A 17,783-nucleotide genomic window follows, 5' to 3' on the forward strand; every position below is an offset into this window, starting at 1 on the left:
CCACCCGTCTTCCAACCCAAAAATACACCACATGAAAAAAAACTACACTTTTATTATTTTAATCCTGCTCTCCTTCTCATTTATCGCATCTGCCCAAACGGACTTCGAGCAGATCATGCAGCAAATACGGGCGGAGAACAGTAAAAAGATCACCGATATTGCCGCCCTGGACAATACCGTTACCGGCCTCCTTTCCGACCTTAACGGAGACGGCTCCTGGCCGGACATCGACTACACCTCGACCTCCTTTACCGACTGGAAACCGGTGATACACTTAGACAGGGTTATTCATATGGCCAATGCATATACCACTTCCGGGAGTAGTTATTATCAGGATGCCAACCTTCATTCATCCATTCAGTCTGCCCTTAGCTTTTGGGACAACAGCGATCCCCAAAGTGGCAACTGGTGGTACAATCAGATTGCCTGTCCCCAGCGGTTAGGGCTTATGCTCATTGTCCTCAGGAGCGGGGCCATCCCTGTTGACAGTACGCTTGAAAATAACCTCATCACTCAAATGAACCGTGGCGACCCTGCCAAACAAGCCGGGGCCAACAAGCTCGACATCGCCCTGCACTACATCTACCGGGGCTGCCTTTCGGCAGACAGCGGGGTGCTTCAGACCGGTATCGACGAATCCTTTTACCCGCTGAGCCTCACCACCGCAGAAGGCGTTCAGCACGATTATTCCTATCAGCAACACGGACCGCAACTCTACATTGCGGGATACGGGACCGTTTTTGTAAATACCACGGTAAAAGTAGCGACCTATCTTGCGGGCACCTCTTATGCCCTTTCGGGATCAAAACTGGATATTTTAACAAATTTTATACGCAACACCTATACCCAGGTCATTCGCGGACAGTATATGGATTTCAGCGTCAACGGCAGGTCGATCGCCAGGAAAAACAACCTGCTTTCTTCGGGATTTGCCGGTACGCTCACAAAACTCAAGGACATTGACCCGGCACATATTGCGGAATACGACGACATTATCGCCCGCCTGAACGGCACTCAGGCTGCGGGCTACCAGGTCAATGAATTACAAACACAATACTGGCGGTCCGATTATGCCCTGTATAACAGCCCGGGCTATTCGTTTTCCGTACGAACGGCCTCTGCCCGGACCTCGAAAACAGAAAACGGTAACGGGGAAAACCTCAAAGGTTATTTCCTCTCCGACGGCGCCACCAATATAAGGGTTGACGGCGACGAATACTACAATATTTTCCCCGTATGGGAATGGAATAAGATCCCGGGGGTCACCGCGCCCGAACTGGCATCCATCCCCTTAAGAAGGCAATGGCAGGTACCGGGAACTTCAGGCTTTACCGGCGGGGTTTCCGATAGCATCCACGGCATCAAGGTATTTGCCCTCGACGAATACGGATTACAGGCCAAAAAGGGCTGGTTCTTTTTCGGGGAAGAAGTGGTCTGTCTCGGTGCCGGTATCCATGCCACGGCCGCAGAACCTATACTCACAACTGTCAACCAGGCACTGCTCGACGGAAACATCACCATCGGCCAAAACGGAAGCGCAACTCAGCCCGGTCCGGGAACACATACCTACGACAACACAGCAGACTGGGTGCTTCACGACAAGGTGGCCTATTTTTTCCCCGAAAAAGGAAAACTGACCGTCAGGAACCAAACACAGACCGGAAGCTGGGGCAGTATCAGTAATTCCTACACCTCCGACCCCGTTTCCGAAGATGTTTTTACCATGTGGATGGACCACGGAACCCAGCCTTCCGGTGCCTCCTATGCTTATATTGTTGTACCGGACAAAGAAACACAGGCCGAAGTCGAAGCCTATGACCCCAGCCAGATCAACATCATCGAGAATAACGAAAATATCCAGGCCGTACGGCACGAAACACTCGGCATACTTCAGATAGCCTTTTACTCCGCAGGGACTTATGAACGCGACTCCGTAAAAATAACTGTGGACAAACCCTGTACACTGATCGTTAAAGACACGGAATCTCCCGAAGTAACAATACATATCGCCGATCCCGGCCAAAGGCAATCCCTTATCAATGTATATACCGATTTCCCTGCGATAGAGAAAACCCGCCACTTAGCATGCGAAATGCCCACCGGGGAATACGCCGGATCGGGCAAGGCATTCACCGTTAACAGCGAAACTCCCGTATATGTCCCCAAACCGGGTACAGAGGTCGGGATTGCGCCTACGGACGATGCCTATGTGCGCGACGGCACCTATGCCGATGTCAATTACGGTACAGACAATGTTTTGATCGTAAAAAATGACGGGACCTCGTATGCCCGTGAAACATTTTTAAAATTCGACCTGGGACACATCGACGGAAAAATCATTGATGCCACCCTAAAATTGTATATTTCCAGTGCCAATACCAACGTAACATCCACACAATGGGAACTGAAATATGTAGGAGATGATACCTGGAACGAAAACAGCATCCTTTGGAACAACAAACCGGCAGCAAGCGAGGTCATAGCCAGTACTCCCGGACAATCCTGGGGAACTGCTGAATGGAATGTATCCCAAAAAGTGATCGAAGAATTTGAAAAAGACAGCATTTTATCCCTCCAGGTTTCCTCAACCGTGGCAGGGCCCACAACAGATGTGGTCTTTTATTCCAAAGAAACTTCTACACCCGACGTCGTCCCTGTCCTGGTACTGACCGTTGACAACAGCACCATCTCCAATGAAATGGAACCTGTGGACGACACTTATGTGAGAGGCGGTACTTATTCGGGTGAAAACTACGGAGCATCCACCGGTTTGGTCGTAAAAAACGACTCCGAATCTTACACCAGGGAAACCTACCTGAAATTCGACCTGTCGCAGATCGAAGGCGATATTGTAGATGCCCAACTGTCGATGTCCCTGATCGGGGCCAATACCGATGTCAACCTCACCTCATGGGACGTCAAGGCTATCGGGGATGACAGCTGGGACGAATCTACCCTGACGTGGAACGGAAAACCGGCCCTCGGAGCACTGCTGACCAGTGAACAGGGGATTTCCGGCGGTACTATGACATGGAATGTAACACAACAGACCATCCAGGAACACCAGGACGACAAAAGCCTGTCGCTTCATCTCAGCTCTACCTATCCGGGTGCCAAAACCGATGCTACTTTTTATTCCAAAGAAGCATCCGATCCAGGGTTAAGGCCAAAACTTACAATAAGAGTGGACAAGTGCTCCGTAAACCCTGTAACCGTAACCATCACCGGGGACAATAAAGTATATACCGGCTATAAAGACGCCAATTGTACCACCTTATCCGCAACAGCATCCGGGGGAACGGAAAACTACACTTACCTGTGGAATACCGGGGAAACCAGCAGCAACATACAACCCTGCCCCGACGAAACCACCACCTACACGGTTACCGTAACCGACACATCGGGCTGCTCGGCAACACAAAACTTTACCGTATACACCGAAAATGTAGCCGAGGAAAGCAGCGAAAAAGGAATGGACAGAATTGTGATTTGCTATAAAGGGCAAACCATATACGTGGCCCGGAATAAAGCGGATGATATGTTGCGCAAGGGTGCTACATTAGGAAAATGCGACGAAGAAAAAACTTCAAACACCGAAGCGGTCGTCTCAGCATCCGCATCGCCCAATCCCACAACCGGCCCGGTAGACATCCATATAGAGAATGAAAATAATGATATCGAAACCCAAATACTGGTTTTCAACAGCAACGGGCAATGCGTTTTAAAAAAGAGTACCCGTTTAAACAAGGGTTTCAATGATTTTTCTATCAATTTAAGCCATAAAAGACCAGGTATTTATTTCATTAAGATCCCCGGTGTATATCACGAAAATAATGCTTTGAAAGTTATTAAGCTATAAGAAACAAATCATGAGCAAATTTTTTAATTTCAGAAGTATAAAAGATCCAAAGACATTCCTTACTGTCTTTTTCCTGGTCAGTACCCTGTCTTTTCAGGCCCAGGAGAAAAGGGACCTCCTGAGTTCCATGCTGAACGGAAAGGAGAATCCCGTAGCTGCAACTTCATTTGCTCCTTTCGAAAGAGAAGAAATAAAAACATATCTGGAAAAACTTCCCGAAGAAAGTCAAAAGAAGATCATTTCCGATGCAGAGGAAGCTCTAAACTACAACTGGCCTGCTATCCCTGCCACGGCATACCTGGCCTTTAAACGTACGGGGGACAGGGAGGTCATGCAACAATACAGCCGTAAAAGGAGCTCTTCCCTGAAAAAACTTGTCCTGGGCGAGCTCCTGGAGCACAAAGGCCGCTTTCTCGATGCCATCGTCAATGGTTCCTGGGCCATCTGCGAACAGTCTACCTGGGTGCTTTCCGCCCATCTGCCCTCCCAGAAAGGAGGCGCGGGGATCCCCAATATAAAGGAGCCTATCATAGACCTGGGTGCTGGTGAAATTGCCAACCTGCTGGGATGGACCTATTATTTTTTCAAAGATGAATTTACCGGGATCTCCCCTTTCCTGAAAAAACGGATCCCTGATGAGATCAAAGATCGCATCATTATCCCCTATCTCGAAAGGGACGATTTCTGGTGGCAGGGATTTAAAAAAGAGAGCTTTGTAAACAACTGGAATCCCTGGTGCAACTACAATGTTATGGCAAGCGCCCTGCTTCTCGGAAGTTCTCTCGACAATGATACCCGCAACGAAGTTATCGTCAAAAGCATGCGCTCCGTAGATAAGTTCATCAACTATTACAAGGACGACGGCGCTTGTGAAGAAGGTCCCGCCTACTGGGACCATGCCGGGGGCAAAATGCTCGAATACCTCGAATTGCTGAAAAATATTTCAGGCGGAAAAATAACACTTCAGGACCATCCGCTCATTCAAAATATGGGCACTTATATTCTCAATGCCCACATTACAGACGATTACTTCGTGAATTTTGCTGATTCCCCCACAAGATTACAGGCCGATCCCGGGATCATCTATCGCTACGGAGAATACATTCAAAACACCCCCATGAAGCAATTCGCTTCCCTGATGGCCCGCCAGACCGGTTTTTTCACCAATCCCGCTAACAAAAGCCTGGACAGGACGCTGCACAACCTGTGCAATTATCAAAAGATAAAGGACACTCCGTCAGATAAAGAAAATACCCTGGCCTTTTGGTTTCCCCAGACAGAAATTGCAGGAGGGAGAACCCACAAAGCCCCCGGAAAAGGTTTTTTCTTTGCCGCCAAGGGAGGTTATAACGACGAAAGCCACAATCACAACGATGCGGGCAGCTTTATACTCTATCACGAAGGCAAACCACTACTGGTAGACATAGGTGTGGAAACCTATACCAAAAAGACCTTTAGCTCCGAAAGGTATGAGATCTGGACCATGCAGTCCGGCTATCACAACCTGCCGGAAATAAATGGTGCCTCCCAGGCCTACGGAAAAAATTTCAAGGCCTCGGAAACCACCTTCCGGAACAGCAATTCCGAACTCCGCTTTGCCCTGGATATCGCTTCGGCCTATCCCGATGAAGCCGCGTGCAATTCCTGGAAACGGACCTACACCCTGAAACGTTCTTCTTCTCCGGAACTCCTTATACGGGATAAGTTTGAACTGCGTGAATCCCGGAAGGGCAATGTACTCCACTTTATCTCCGCCCTGGCCCCAACGGTCGAAAGCGGCGGAAAAATAACACTGAAAGAAACAAAGGATAAAAAAGTTGCACTTTACTTTCCGGAAAGTATCTTTGAGGCCGCCGTAGAAGAACTGCCTCTCGAAGATCAGAGATTGCTGAAGGCCTGGCAACAGGACAAACTGTACCGCATTGTACTGAAAGCCAAAACTCAAGAACTGAACAATACCTGGGAATACAAGATCAGGGAAGAAAAACAATAATCGTATGAACAAGCTCTACACTACACTGCTACTCTGTATTTTTTTCGGACTCGTCAAGGCCTCCGCCGGCCCGGGAGATGATATTTTTAAAAAGCTGAACCCGGACAACCCTTCCCTGAAACCGGTAAAGGCATACTACGATCAGGGAGAGCTGCAACATGCCCGAAAAGCATTGCTGAACATTTTCCGTCAGAAAGAAAACCTCTATATCCGGGTTTCCCCGGCAGACCGGTCTTACATCCGGGACCATTATAAAGAAGAAGTCCGGACTTCCATAAAAACCGCAGATGAAGTACGAGACAAATACTTCCTGTTCCGCTACGAATGGGATATGGAAAAGACTACGGAGCCCTATCAATTTAAAAAAGAGATCGACTGGTATGCCGAACCTTTCGGGGACGAAGAGTGGACCTTTATGCTCAACCGGCACCGTTACTGGACCGATCTCGGCAGGGCGTATTTTATTACCGGAAAGGAAAAATACGTCAAAACCTTTGTAGAACAGGTCACCCACTGGATAGACCAAAATCCCATACTGGAAAGCAATCAGTGGAAATCATGGCGACGCATAGAGGCCGGTATCCGCGCCGAAAACTGGATCAAAACCTTCGAACTGGTCAAGAACTCAAAACATATCACCCCCGAATTTCTCGAAAAATTCCTGAACGCCCTCTATATCCACGCCGAATTTATTGACCAGGGCTACAGCCGTCACTCACAAATGAGCAACTGGGGGGTGTTGGAATTTCACGGACTTTTTAACCTAGCTGCCTTCTTATCGGAATTCAGGGATGCGGAAAAGTGGCAGCAGAGTGCCATTGCCAGGCTCAACACCTGTATCCAAAACCAGATCCTGGAAGACGGCACGCAGTGGGAACAATCCCCCATGTACCACAACGAAGTGTTTCACTGCTACCTGAACACCATACTGCTCTCGCAACGAAAAAACATTGCACTTCCCGAAACCACACTGCAAAAAACAAGGGACATGGCCTATGCCGATATCGAATGGCAAAAACCAAATTATCACGAGCCCCTGCTGGGCGACAGCGACGACAATGACCTGCGTGCCCTGTTGACCACGGCAGCCATTGTTTTCAAGGACAAGACCATAAAGTCCCGGGCGCATAAGGAGCTGGATTACGAGAACTTCTTTGTTTTCGGGACAAAAATGCAGAAAGAATACCGGGACATGGTCATACAGGAACCGGATTTTCTGTCGGCCTACCAGCAGAGTTCCGGAGACCTTTATTCGCGTTCTTCCTGGAAAGAAGACGCCTATTACAGCAGCTTTCACATAAAACGCCTGGGGGGAGGGCATTCTCACGACAACCTGTTGCATTTCACCCTTTTTGCCAAGGGCAGGGATTACCTCATCGACGGGGGCCGCTACACCTATGTCAACAATAAATGGCGAAAGTATTTTAAAGACAACAGTGCCCACAATACCCTCGGGGTGGACGGCCTGCCCAATAGTGAATATGGGAGTTCCTGGGGCAATTCGTACGAAGCCCGGTCAGAAGGGGCCTTTACCCGGATCACCGAAAATTACGACTATGCCGAGGCCATCAATACTGCTTACCTGCGACTGAAAGACCCGGTATGGATGAAAAGGCAAATGCTCTATCTCAAACCCGATGTATGGCTACTGGTCGATAGCTTTCACGGAAAAGAAGAACACACCTATTCCAGCTATTTTAACTTCCCGGACAAACAGGTAGAGGTCCGGGATGGCGGATTATCCACCACACTTGCGGACCACAACCTGCGTATACAGCCGCTAAACGAGCTTTCCGTACGGCTGGAAGACGCCTGGTGGTCTCCGGAATACAACTTCAAAACCCCTGTTAAACGTGCCGAACTTTCCAAAAAGGAAAAGGGCTTTGCCTCCTTTATCACCTTGTTGTACTTCCCGGAAAAGGACAAACTGAAGTATGAAAAAGTCCCGGTTTATAACAGACAGGACAAAATTGTTCCCGACAATGAAGCCGAAGCCGTGAAAATAACCCTGCCCGGAAAGGAGTACACCCTGGTCGTGGCACACCGGGCATCGAAAGGCCTGAACACCTTTTTACTTGTGGATGACCAGGTACTCTCGGGCGAAGTGATCCTGATGGAACAGGAAGGAGATACCCGGAAAATTCATGTCATTAAATAAAGAATAGAACTAAAAAACCCTTTACGTCAACCTGGATTTATTTCAGGTTCTCATCCCCGACTGCCCCAAATGGGAATGGGATGCTGAAATAAACTCAGTACAAGGTTGACGCAAAGGCCTTTCATTTTTTTATCAACATATCGATATATTTCGATATATAATTATATATTTGCGTCATGGATCTGGATATTGTAGAAATAAGCAAAGTATTGTCTAACCAGGCCCGGGTGGATATCCTCACCTGGCTGAAGGATCCGGAGAAGCATTTTCCGCCTCACCGGGAGCTCGGCCATTTTAACGACGGTGTTTGCGTAGATCACATCCGGAGAAAGGCGGGACTGTCGCAGTCCACCATATCGCACTATCTCAACATGATGTATAAGGCGGGGCTGATCGCTCCTACCCGGTACGGCAAATGGACCTATTTTAAAAGAAACGAGGAAACCATACAGCAATACCGGGAAGAAATAAATAACATCTAAATTTTTTTGCCAAATACATCGAAATATCTCGATTTATAGATTAGTTAAATGTAGTACAAACAATAATATTCATTGAAAAAGAGCAAGAAAGCAGATTAAAATCAAATAAAAACTGCGCACTTTTGCATAACAAACCTCATAAACTTGCATCATGAACTCAGGTAAGAACAACAAGTGGCTGCTCCTTTCCCTCCTTGCCCTGATATGGGGAAGTTCATTTATTCTCATCAAACTTGGGCTTAAGGGATTGACTCCCATAGAACTGGGATCGTTCCGGATACTGTTTGCGGCTTTATTTCTAATGGCCGCAGGTTTTAAAAGCCTGAAACACATAAAAAGGCATCAGTGGAAATACATTGTTATCACGGCTATTCTGGCCACTTTTATCCCGGCCTATTCTTTCGCCATTGCACAAACGGAGATAGACAGTTCCGTAACAGCCATACTGAATTCCCTCGTTCCGTTGAACGCCCTCCTTTTAGGTATTCTTTTCTTTAAGGCGGGATTTCAGAAGATGCAGGTCATCGGCGTTTTTATAGGCCTTCTCGGAAGTGTTCTGCTCATTTACAACGGCGCCATGATGCATCCGGACCAAAATTACTTTTTTGCAGGTTTCATCATTCTCGCCACCATATGTTATGCCCTAAATGCAAACATTTTAAAACGACACCTGGAGGACCTGAGCTCATTGAGCATTGTTACCGGAAATTTCCTGGTACTATCTGTTCCCGCCCTGGCCATACTCCTCTTTTCCGGTATACTGGGCCATATTAACACCCCGGAGACGCTGACTTCCATAGGGTTTATTTTTGTACTGGGGATTATAGGCACCGGGATAGCCAATATCCTGTTTTTCCGTTTAATACAGATCTCTTCCCCGGTGTTTGCCACCTCGGTGACTTACCTTATCCCCGTAGTAGCCTTCATCTGGGGTTTCCTCGACCACGAAAAAATGAATGCCCAGCAATTGCTGGGGGCAGCTATTGTTCTGGTAGGGGTTTACCTCTCCGGAAGAAAGGTTGCCAGTAAAAAGGCTAAAGCCGTTTTCGGGAAGAAGTTTTCCTGAGCAGATCTTCTGTTAAACACTTCTCGATATGGATTTCCAAGTCACCAAAAGTGGCTTGGAAATCCTACCAATGACGTCTTTTTCGTAACAATATGAATTGCAACAACATAAACAACTGTCACGTCGAGCCCTTCAGCTTTAAATGATGGTCACCTTGTTGGCGTTAACCATTATTCAAAATCTGCATCGGTAACGCCTTCGTTGATCTTCACTTCCGTTGTGATGAGTTCCAGCTCCATACCCATTCCCGTATCCATTATGGTTTTAAATGGAATTTTTATGCCTTCCACATCGCGGTAATCTTCGAATGTCAATGTCTGGGTCATTGATTTCCCACCACCTGCTTCCACAGTTATGACCTGGGACACTTTAAGGCCCGAATCCACATCGAAATACAGGATGGCTTTATCGTTTTTAACCACGTAGGCATCCTTGCCATTCACCTCTTCTATTCCTTTTATCTCAAGACCTTCCTGGTTGCGCAGCATCAATTCGGGGAAGGGGTATGCGTTTTCTTTGGTCTGCTCCAGTCGCTCTCCTTCCAGTTCTTTTCGCTGCCCCTGCATTACTATATAACCACTCTCACCGTTAAACACCTGTTTGCTCACGGTAGTTCCCATCATAGAGGTTTCTGCAAGGATTTTTCCGTCTGAGGTATTCTTGGCTACGATCTCCAGGGCCATTCCCTGCATGGTCCCCGAGGCTTTGGAAAACATGCTCTTTACCGACTTCAGCTTTTCCTCACCTCCGATAGCCTGGATATACTTGTTCAGTACAGACTTTACGGTAACACCCGGATCTACGGTTTTTCCTTTTGGTTTTTCCGCAGGATTGGCGTATTTGTCAAAATAAAATATGGGGATCTTCTTTCCTTTATACTGTATTTTTTCGAGATTCTCCGCAATCTGGCTTGCTTTACCGGTGACCACTATCCTGGCATTTTTTCCTTTAAAATATTTTTTCGCCGCCGCAAGTACCTGGTCTTCGGTTACCGCATTTATTTTTTTGATATAGGTCTGGAAAAAATCCTTCGGAAGCTGCTGGGTCTTTGTCTGCAGGGCATATCTTGCAATAATTTCGGGCTTTTCCAGGTTCATTACAAAATTGCCTACATAATCGGCCTTAGCCACGACCAGCTCCTGCCGGGATACTTTTGCGGTGGTGATCCTGTCTATTTCTTCGAGAAAGGCTACTACGGCACTGTCGGTAACCTCATTCCTGACACTGGCCCATGCCCGGAACCTGGAAGTTGTCTGGCGGTCGGCACTAATACCGGAATACGCACCATAGGTATATCCTTTATCCTCACGAAGGTTGAGGAACAACCGCGCCTCAGCTCCGCCTCCCAGTATCTTGTTGGCCAGGAGGACCGGGAAATAATCCGGATCGGACATTTTAAGTGCTGCCAGATTTTCCACAGCGATCTCAGATTGTACGGCATTGGGCATATCCACCAGGTTGATCTGGGTATATTGCGCATCTGCCGGTTTCGGAAATTCCACTACCGGAGGAGCGGTCTTTGCCCATCCGTTGAAATATTTTTCTACCTGCTTGCGGATATCGGCAACCTTTACATCGCCCACAATAACCAGGTAGGCATTTTTTGGCACAAAATAATTGCTGTAAAAGCTCTTTACATCCTGAAGGGATACGTTGTTTACGGTTTCCCGGGTGGCAAATTCCCCCTGAGGGCTGTTCCTGCCATACGCCAGGGCAGCCTCTACTCTTCGTGCCGCAGAGGTTACACTTTTTTCATTGGCCTTGAGGTTTTCGAGCAGCAGATCCTTTTCCTTGCCAAACTCTTCTTCCTTAAAGTCGGGATGCAGGGCAGCATCGGCCATGAGTTCCAGTATTCGCCCGGAATACTTGGACAATCCCCTGGCAAACGCACTGGTAGGGCCGAAATTCATACTCGCCCCCATATAGTCTACCTCATCGTTAAATGCATCCTTGTCTATGTCCACAGACCCTTTACCCAGCATATTCCCCGTAAGGGCTGAGACACCTGCTTTTTCCCCTTCGGTAAAGGGAGGATTGTCTATCGTAAGGGTATAGGAGATCCTCGGCAGCTTATGATTTTCCATAACAATGACCTTCAGGCCGTTGTCCAGCTCAAAAGTAGACGGCACCCCCAGGTTGATCTCGGGCGCTGGCCCGGGCTTGGGTTGCTTGCTCCTGTCTATTTGTGCCTGTAAGGCAACTGTACTTATGAATAATATGGTAAATAGTAATCGTTTCATCTGTTTAATTTTTTTGGGGTCGATCGTCAGGTCTCCGAAATATGTTTCCTCATCTTCTGATTTCCGACCCTTCGGTTATGCTCAGGGCATCACTTCTGACTTCGTACTTAGTTTTCTCCTCCTTCTTTGGGTACATAATCCAAAAGCAGCCTCTGATCGGGTTTGAGGTATTTTTTGGCTACTTCCCTGATCTCTTCCCTCGTGATGGAACGATAGATCTCTATTTCTTCGTTTATGAGTTTGGTGTTCCCGTACAGCAGGTAGTATCTGGCCAGGGAATGAGCTATACCTTCAACACCCGAATTGGCATTGACAAAACTGTTCTCGAACTGGTTCTGCAATTTTTCGTAATCCCTTTCCGAAATAAGTTCCGTTTGTAATTTTACGATCTCCTCATCGATCTCGGCCACAAGGTCGTCCAGAGAAGTTCCTCCGAGCGGGAGCGCATAAATGATATAGGCCCCGTAATCTTCCAGGGAATAATTAAAAGCACCTACCTCCATGGCTTTTTTCTCCGTATCGACGAGCTTCTTGTACAACCTCGATGATTTTCCGTCACTCAATACAGACGATATCATATCCAGCACATAGGCGTCTCGCTCTTTCATGGAAGGTGTCCTGTAAGCGGTCAGGATCGCAGGCACCTGTATGTTGGGATCTTCAAAACGGGCTCTTTTTGTTTGGGTAATGGGGTCTTCTTTATAATGGGTTCTGGAAATATCTTTCCCTCTCGGAATGGGCCCGAAATAATCGGCGATCATCTTTTTGGTCTTTTCCTTATCTATATCACCCGCAACGACCAGGACCGCGTTGTTGGGTACATAGAATTTTTTGTTAAAGGCCAGGAATTCATCCAGCGTAGCGGCATCCAGGTGCTCCATGGATCCGATGACAGGCCATCGGTAGGGATGCTTGCTGAACAAATTTCCGAACAGGGCCGAGGCAAACTGTCCATAAGGTTGATTATCCATCCTCAACCGTTTTTCTTCCTTGACCACTTCGTTCTGCGTATCCACTCCTATCTGGTTGATCACCGGGTGCAACATCCTTTCAGACTCCATCCACAGGCTCAGTTCGAGGTTATTGGTTGGAAAAACCTCGTAGTAATATGTTCTGTCCTGAGTGGTATTGGCGTTGTTCTTACCCCCGTTGGCCGTAACGATCTTAAACCACTGTCCTTTTTTTATATTGTCCGTTCCCTCGAACAGCAGATGTTCGAAAAAATGGGCAAAACCGGTCCGTTCCGGGTTTTCGTCCTTGGACCCCACATGATACATCACTGAGGTAGTCACCAACGGGGCTGTATTGTCCTGCTGCAGGATAACGTGAAGGCCGTTATCCAGGTCGTATTCCTCAAAATCCACTTCCTGGGCTGTCACCGAAAAAAGTGAGGCCGCCAGCAAAGCCATGGGTAGAAGTCTTTTCTTCATAGATGTTGTGTTTAAGTTTTATGGTTGCTTCCGCAATACATTTATATTTTATTGTAAATGAAGGCCGGGGGCATCTCATATACAAGATACATGCTGTATCTTGGTATTGGTATAAAAACGGCTTAAAATGTTACAGATTTTTCCTGTTTCCCTTGCTTTAAAGCATAAAAATAACAAACATTTTACCTTAATCCCGTATTTTTTTGTAACTTAATACCTCAAATCCAATAATTTATAAGGTTATGGGCTCAAAACACATCCCCCTCAGGTATGGCATAGTGACGGCTATTGTTTTAATTGCCTATTTTCTGATCGTTAAATTATTTAACCTCCACGAAAATATATGGCTCCGCTTGCTCAACGGGGCTATCGTAGCCTATGGCATCTACGCTTCCATCCGCTATAAACGCCTCGTGAAGCGGGAGAAGTTCGACTATTATGCCGGAGCAACCACCGGGGTACTCACCGGTTTTATTGCCACGCTTATCTTTGTTTTGTTCATGGGCGTATACATGTTTCACCTGGACCCTGCTTTTCCGGAAAAAATAATGAACACCTGGATACAAGGCTATAACCAGGGGCCGGGAATACTGCTCTTCATTATCGCGGTCGAAGGATTTGCCTCTACCGTGGTGCTCACCCTTGCTTTTATGCAAAAGTTCAAGCCCAGCTGGAACCTTTCCAGGAAGATCCCCGAAAAGGCATAAAAAATTATCGTTACCCATTTGCTGTTTAATGAATTAGGCTTATATTTGCACCCGCCTTTGCGTATGCATGGGCTTTAACGATAATTCAATTTTAATATCAAGAACGCTATGTATGCAATTGTAGAGATAGCAGGGCAGCAATTCAAAGTTGCGAAAGACCAGAAGGTTTTCGTACACCGCCTGGCAGAAGATGAAGGAGCGAAAGTTTCTTTTGACAATGTTCTTCTGCTGGACAATGAAGGTGACGTAACCATCGGCGCCCCGGCTATAAACGGCGCTTCTGTAGAAGCCAAAGTAGTGAAGCACCTCAAAGGTGACAAGGTAATCGTTTTCAAAAAGAAAAGGCGTAAAGGCTACAAGGTTAAGAATGGCCACAGACAGGCCCTGACCGAGATCGTTGTTGAAAACATCCTCGCTTCCGGTGCAAAGAAATCGGCTCCTAAAAAAGCCAAAGAGGAAAAGGTAGAAAAACCTGCAACCAAAAAGGCCCCGGCTAAAAAAGCCGCTGCTAAGGCAGACGACCTCAAGAAAATAGAAGGTGCCGGCCCAAAAGCTGCAGAAGCATTGGTTGACGCAGGGATAGACACTTTTGCTAAAGTGGCCAAAGAAAGCCCGGAAAGACTTCACGAAATCCTTAGTGAAGCGAGCTCAAGATTGGCGCATATCGTCACCGATACATGGCCGCAACAAGCGCAGCTCGCTGCGGACGGCAAATGGGACGAATTGAAAGAATTACAGGATAAACTGGACGGAGGTATTGAAAAATAACCCCGCATAAACAAAAGTATAACCCACCCCTTGTTTTTATCAACAGATAAAACAAGGTTAAAAACCGAACAAAAATGGCTCACAAGAAAGGTGTAGGTAGTTCCAAGAACGGTAGGGAATCAGAATCCAAACGTCTTGGTGTAAAGATATACGGAGGGCAGGCTGCAATTGCCGGAAATATCATCGTTCGTCAACGTGGTACAGCCCACAATCCGGGTGAAAACGTGTACATGGGTAAAGATCACACCCTGCACGCAAAAATTGACGGTATTGTAAAATTCGAAAAGAAAAGAGGCAATAAGTCTTTCGTTTCCGTGCTCCCATTCGAAGCATAAGAAGATTTCTTTTCGCAAAAGATCAACCCTTCTGTCATAACATCGGCAGAAGGGTTTTTTTATTTGTTTCCTCTTCTTCAGTCTCCTTCCATTAAAAATCCGCTCGTGCTTTCTTCTGCTATGAAGTTCTCTTTCCCGAAAAGACAGAAAAAGTATACTTCGCAGAATTAAAACTCTTGGATACAAATATTTACATCATATAAATTATACGTGAAAAAGTTTTGTTCTTAATCTTCCCTTAAATACTTTTGTGCTGTTTAAAATAAATCTAAATAAAAACAGCGTTGATGAAAAGACTATTCCTTTTTATAGCCATTCTGGGATTTTCCGTAACGGCCCTGGCACAAACAGGAACTGTGAGAGGTACTGTTACTTTTGCCAATAACACTCCCATTGAATATGTTACCATCACTATCGGCCAGAACGGCACCGCCAAAGGTGCACTGACCAACAACCGTGGCGCTTATGAGATCACCGGGGTACAACCCGGGGCTTATCTGCTCAAGGCATCTTCCGTAGGCCTGAAAACACGGGAAATACGGATCGTGGTAAGAGACAATGAAACGACAACCGTCCCCAATATTGTACTTACAGAACAGCAGGAAATGCTCGACGAGGTGGTCGTAGAAGGCCATAAGGCCAATAAATATGCCAAGAAAGAAAGTGTTTATGTATCCAAACTGCCTTTAAAGGACCTCGAAAACCCGCAGGTATTCAACAGTATTGGAAGTGAACTCCTCGAAGACCAGGTGGTGACCGATTTTAACGATGCCCTGAAAAATGCCCCAGGAATCAGCCTGTTGTGGGAACCCACCGGCAGGGGTAACGACGGGGCCGGATATTTTTCCATCCGCGGATTCGCTGTACAGCCTACCATGGTCAACGGCCTGCCCGCCCTGACCAACGGGAGTCCTGATCTGGCCAATACCGATCGTATAGAAGTCATCAAAGGCCCATCGGGCACACTTTACGGGAGCAGCCTTATTTCATACGGCGGGCTTATCAATATCGTCACCAAAAAGCCCTTCGATACTTTCAGGGGAAATATTTCATATACCGCCGGAAGTTATGGCCAGAACCGGGTTACCGTAGACGTGAATACCCCGTTAAACAGGGAAAAGGATATTTTTCTCCGGGTAAACAGTGCCTACCACACACAGAACAGCTATCAGGACGCCGGGTTCCGAAGGTCGTTCTATATAGCTCCCTCTCTTTCCTACCAGGTCAACGACAGGCTGTCCTTCAACATCAATACCGAAATATACAACGGCAGGGCCACAAACCAGACCATGCTTTTCCTCGACCGGGGAAATCCGCTGAAGGTTCACAATATCGATGAATTGAATTACGACCACAAGCGGTCCTATACCAGCAATGACCTGTATATCGATAACCCTACCTTCAGTTTACAGGCACAAATGAACTATAAGATCAATGACCAGTGGACTTCACAAACCTCATTTTCTTCGTCTTCCACCAAATCAAGCGGGTATTATTCTTATCTGTACGAAAGTACAACAAGAGCCGAAGACGATGCATCTACAACGCTGGATGACGGTATTGTCCTGACAAGATACCTGAGCAAACAAAATTCGGAAACCGTAGGCACCGATATTCAGCAAAATTTTATCGGGGACTTTAAGATCGGTTCCCTGCGCAACAGACTTGTTGTAGGACTGGACTATCTGAAAACCGATGTATCCGACAACAGCAGTCCGTACACTACAAACGGATTGGTCTATATAGGTACCGACATCGAAACTTTTAACAGGGATATCCTGGGTATTGACGACCCGGAAAATTTCACTGATGACACCGGGGTACTCACCCAGGCCGGAACGGATGCCCTGCTTGCCAATTCCCAGATAAACCCTTCCAGAACAGTACAGGAAGTGTTCAGTGCCTATGCTTCTGATGTGATAAACATCCTGCCCGAGCTTTCTGCCATGGCAAGTCTTCGTGTAGACCGTTTCTGGAACGACACCTTTAACCAGACCACATTTTCTCCCAAGTTCGGGCTGGTCTACCAACCTGTTCTCGACAAGGTCTCCGTATTTGCCAATTATATGGACGGCTTTACCAACCTGGCACCCCAAACCGAAGTGACGAACGGCAACAGGACCATGAGGTCTTTCAAGCCCGAGCACGCCAATCAGTTTGAAGTGGGGACCAAATTAAACCTGTTCAACGACAAGTTCACGGCAAGCCTTAGCTATTACGACATCAAAGTGACCGATAAAACACTCCGCAACGACATCGATGGCATTAATTATTACTATACCCAGGACGGAGAGCAAAGAAGCAAAGGTTTTGAAACCACGATCAACGCCAATCCGGTACCCGGGTTAAACCTTATAGCCGGTTATAGCTATAACGACAGCAAATTAGAAGAAGGTGCAGTCGATTTTAAAGGCAGAAGGCCAGAAGAAGCAGGCCCTGTAAACATGGCCAATTTCTGGGCCGGTTATCAGTTTACCGGGGGTAAACTGGAAGGTTTCGGTGTAGGTTTCGGCGGAAATTACTCCGGCGAGAACAAGATCATGAACAGGAACCTCTCCGGAACATTTACGCTTCCGGAATACACTATTCTCAATGCTTCCGTATATTACGGCATTAAGGATTTCCGTATCACCCTGAAGATAAACAACATTACAGACGAGGAATACTATAAGGGATGGTCTACCCTTAACCCACAGTGGACAAGGACGGTATCGGCCAACTTTTCCTATACGTTCTAAAAAGGTT

The 17,783-nt window shown here is 46.9% G+C and carries 11 protein-coding genes; 9 read left to right on the forward strand and 2 right to left on the reverse strand.

Annotated features, from left to right (window positions below):
• The first annotated feature begins 31 nt into the window (after positions 1–31).
• From KN811_RS12100 to KN811_RS12120, 5 genes are all read left to right on the forward strand, one after another.
• On the forward strand, positions 32–3,859 hold the full coding sequence (locus KN811_RS12100) for a polysaccharide lyase family 8 super-sandwich domain-containing protein (protein WP_187963820.1): 3,828 nt from the start codon (positions 32–34) through the stop codon (positions 3,857–3,859).
• 10 nt (positions 3,860–3,869) lie between these two features.
• Positions 3,870–5,852, forward strand: a complete 1,983-nt coding sequence (locus KN811_RS12105) for a heparinase II/III domain-containing protein (RefSeq protein WP_187963821.1) — start codon at positions 3,870–3,872, stop codon at positions 5,850–5,852.
• A 4-nt stretch (positions 5,853–5,856) separates the two neighbouring features.
• Complete coding sequence (locus KN811_RS12110) at positions 5,857–8,010, forward strand: alginate lyase family protein (RefSeq protein ID WP_187963822.1); 2,154 nt, start codon at positions 5,857–5,859, stop codon at positions 8,008–8,010.
• A gap of 176 nt (positions 8,011–8,186) precedes the next feature.
• Entirely contained in the window at positions 8,187–8,492 is a 306-nt protein-coding gene (locus KN811_RS12115) for an ArsR/SmtB family transcription factor (protein ID WP_187963823.1), read from the forward strand.
• Between the two features lie 151 nt (positions 8,493–8,643).
• Positions 8,644–9,558 (forward strand): DMT family transporter, encoded by a 915-nt coding sequence (locus tag KN811_RS12120; RefSeq protein ID WP_187963824.1) that lies wholly within the window; start codon positions 8,644–8,646, stop codon positions 9,556–9,558.
• Positions 9,559–9,728: 170 nt separating this feature from the next.
• On the opposite strand, the gene KN811_RS12125 is transcribed toward KN811_RS12120, so the two are convergent.
• Together KN811_RS12125 and KN811_RS12130 are read right to left on the reverse strand one after the other, a co-directional pair.
• Positions 9,729–11,798: an insulinase family protein gene (locus KN811_RS12125; protein ID WP_187963825.1), complete on the reverse strand. Its 2,070-nt coding sequence runs from the start codon at positions 11,796–11,798 to the stop codon at positions 9,729–9,731.
• A 107-nt stretch (positions 11,799–11,905) separates the two neighbouring features.
• On the reverse strand, positions 11,906–13,228 hold the full coding sequence (locus tag KN811_RS12130; RefSeq protein WP_187963826.1) for a M16 family metallopeptidase: 1,323 nt from the start codon (positions 13,226–13,228) through the stop codon (positions 11,906–11,908).
• A gap of 242 nt (positions 13,229–13,470) precedes the next feature.
• On the opposite strand from KN811_RS12130, the gene KN811_RS12135 reads away from it, so the two are divergent.
• From KN811_RS12135 to KN811_RS12150, 4 genes are all read left to right on the forward strand, one after another.
• Positions 13,471–13,935 carry a DUF4199 domain-containing protein gene (locus tag KN811_RS12135; RefSeq protein WP_187963827.1) on the forward strand — a complete coding sequence of 155 codons (465 nt, stop codon included), beginning with the start codon at positions 13,471–13,473 and terminating at the stop codon, positions 13,933–13,935.
• A gap of 108 nt (positions 13,936–14,043) precedes the next feature.
• A complete protein-coding gene (gene rplU, locus KN811_RS12140) occupies positions 14,044–14,703 on the forward strand; it encodes a 50S ribosomal protein L21 (RefSeq protein WP_187963828.1) in 660 nt (219 codons plus the stop codon).
• Between the two features lie 74 nt (positions 14,704–14,777).
• Positions 14,778–15,038 (forward strand): 50S ribosomal protein L27, encoded by a 261-nt coding sequence (gene rpmA, locus KN811_RS12145; protein WP_187963829.1) that lies wholly within the window; start codon positions 14,778–14,780, stop codon positions 15,036–15,038.
• 287 nt (positions 15,039–15,325) lie between these two features.
• Entirely contained in the window at positions 15,326–17,776 is a 2,451-nt protein-coding gene (locus KN811_RS12150) for a TonB-dependent receptor (RefSeq protein WP_187963830.1), read from the forward strand.
• Positions 17,777–17,783 lie beyond the last annotated feature (7 nt).

Source organism: Sinomicrobium weinanense (assembly GCF_018863395.1).
Lineage (GTDB): Bacteria > Bacteroidota > Bacteroidia > Flavobacteriales > Flavobacteriaceae > Sinomicrobium > Sinomicrobium weinanense.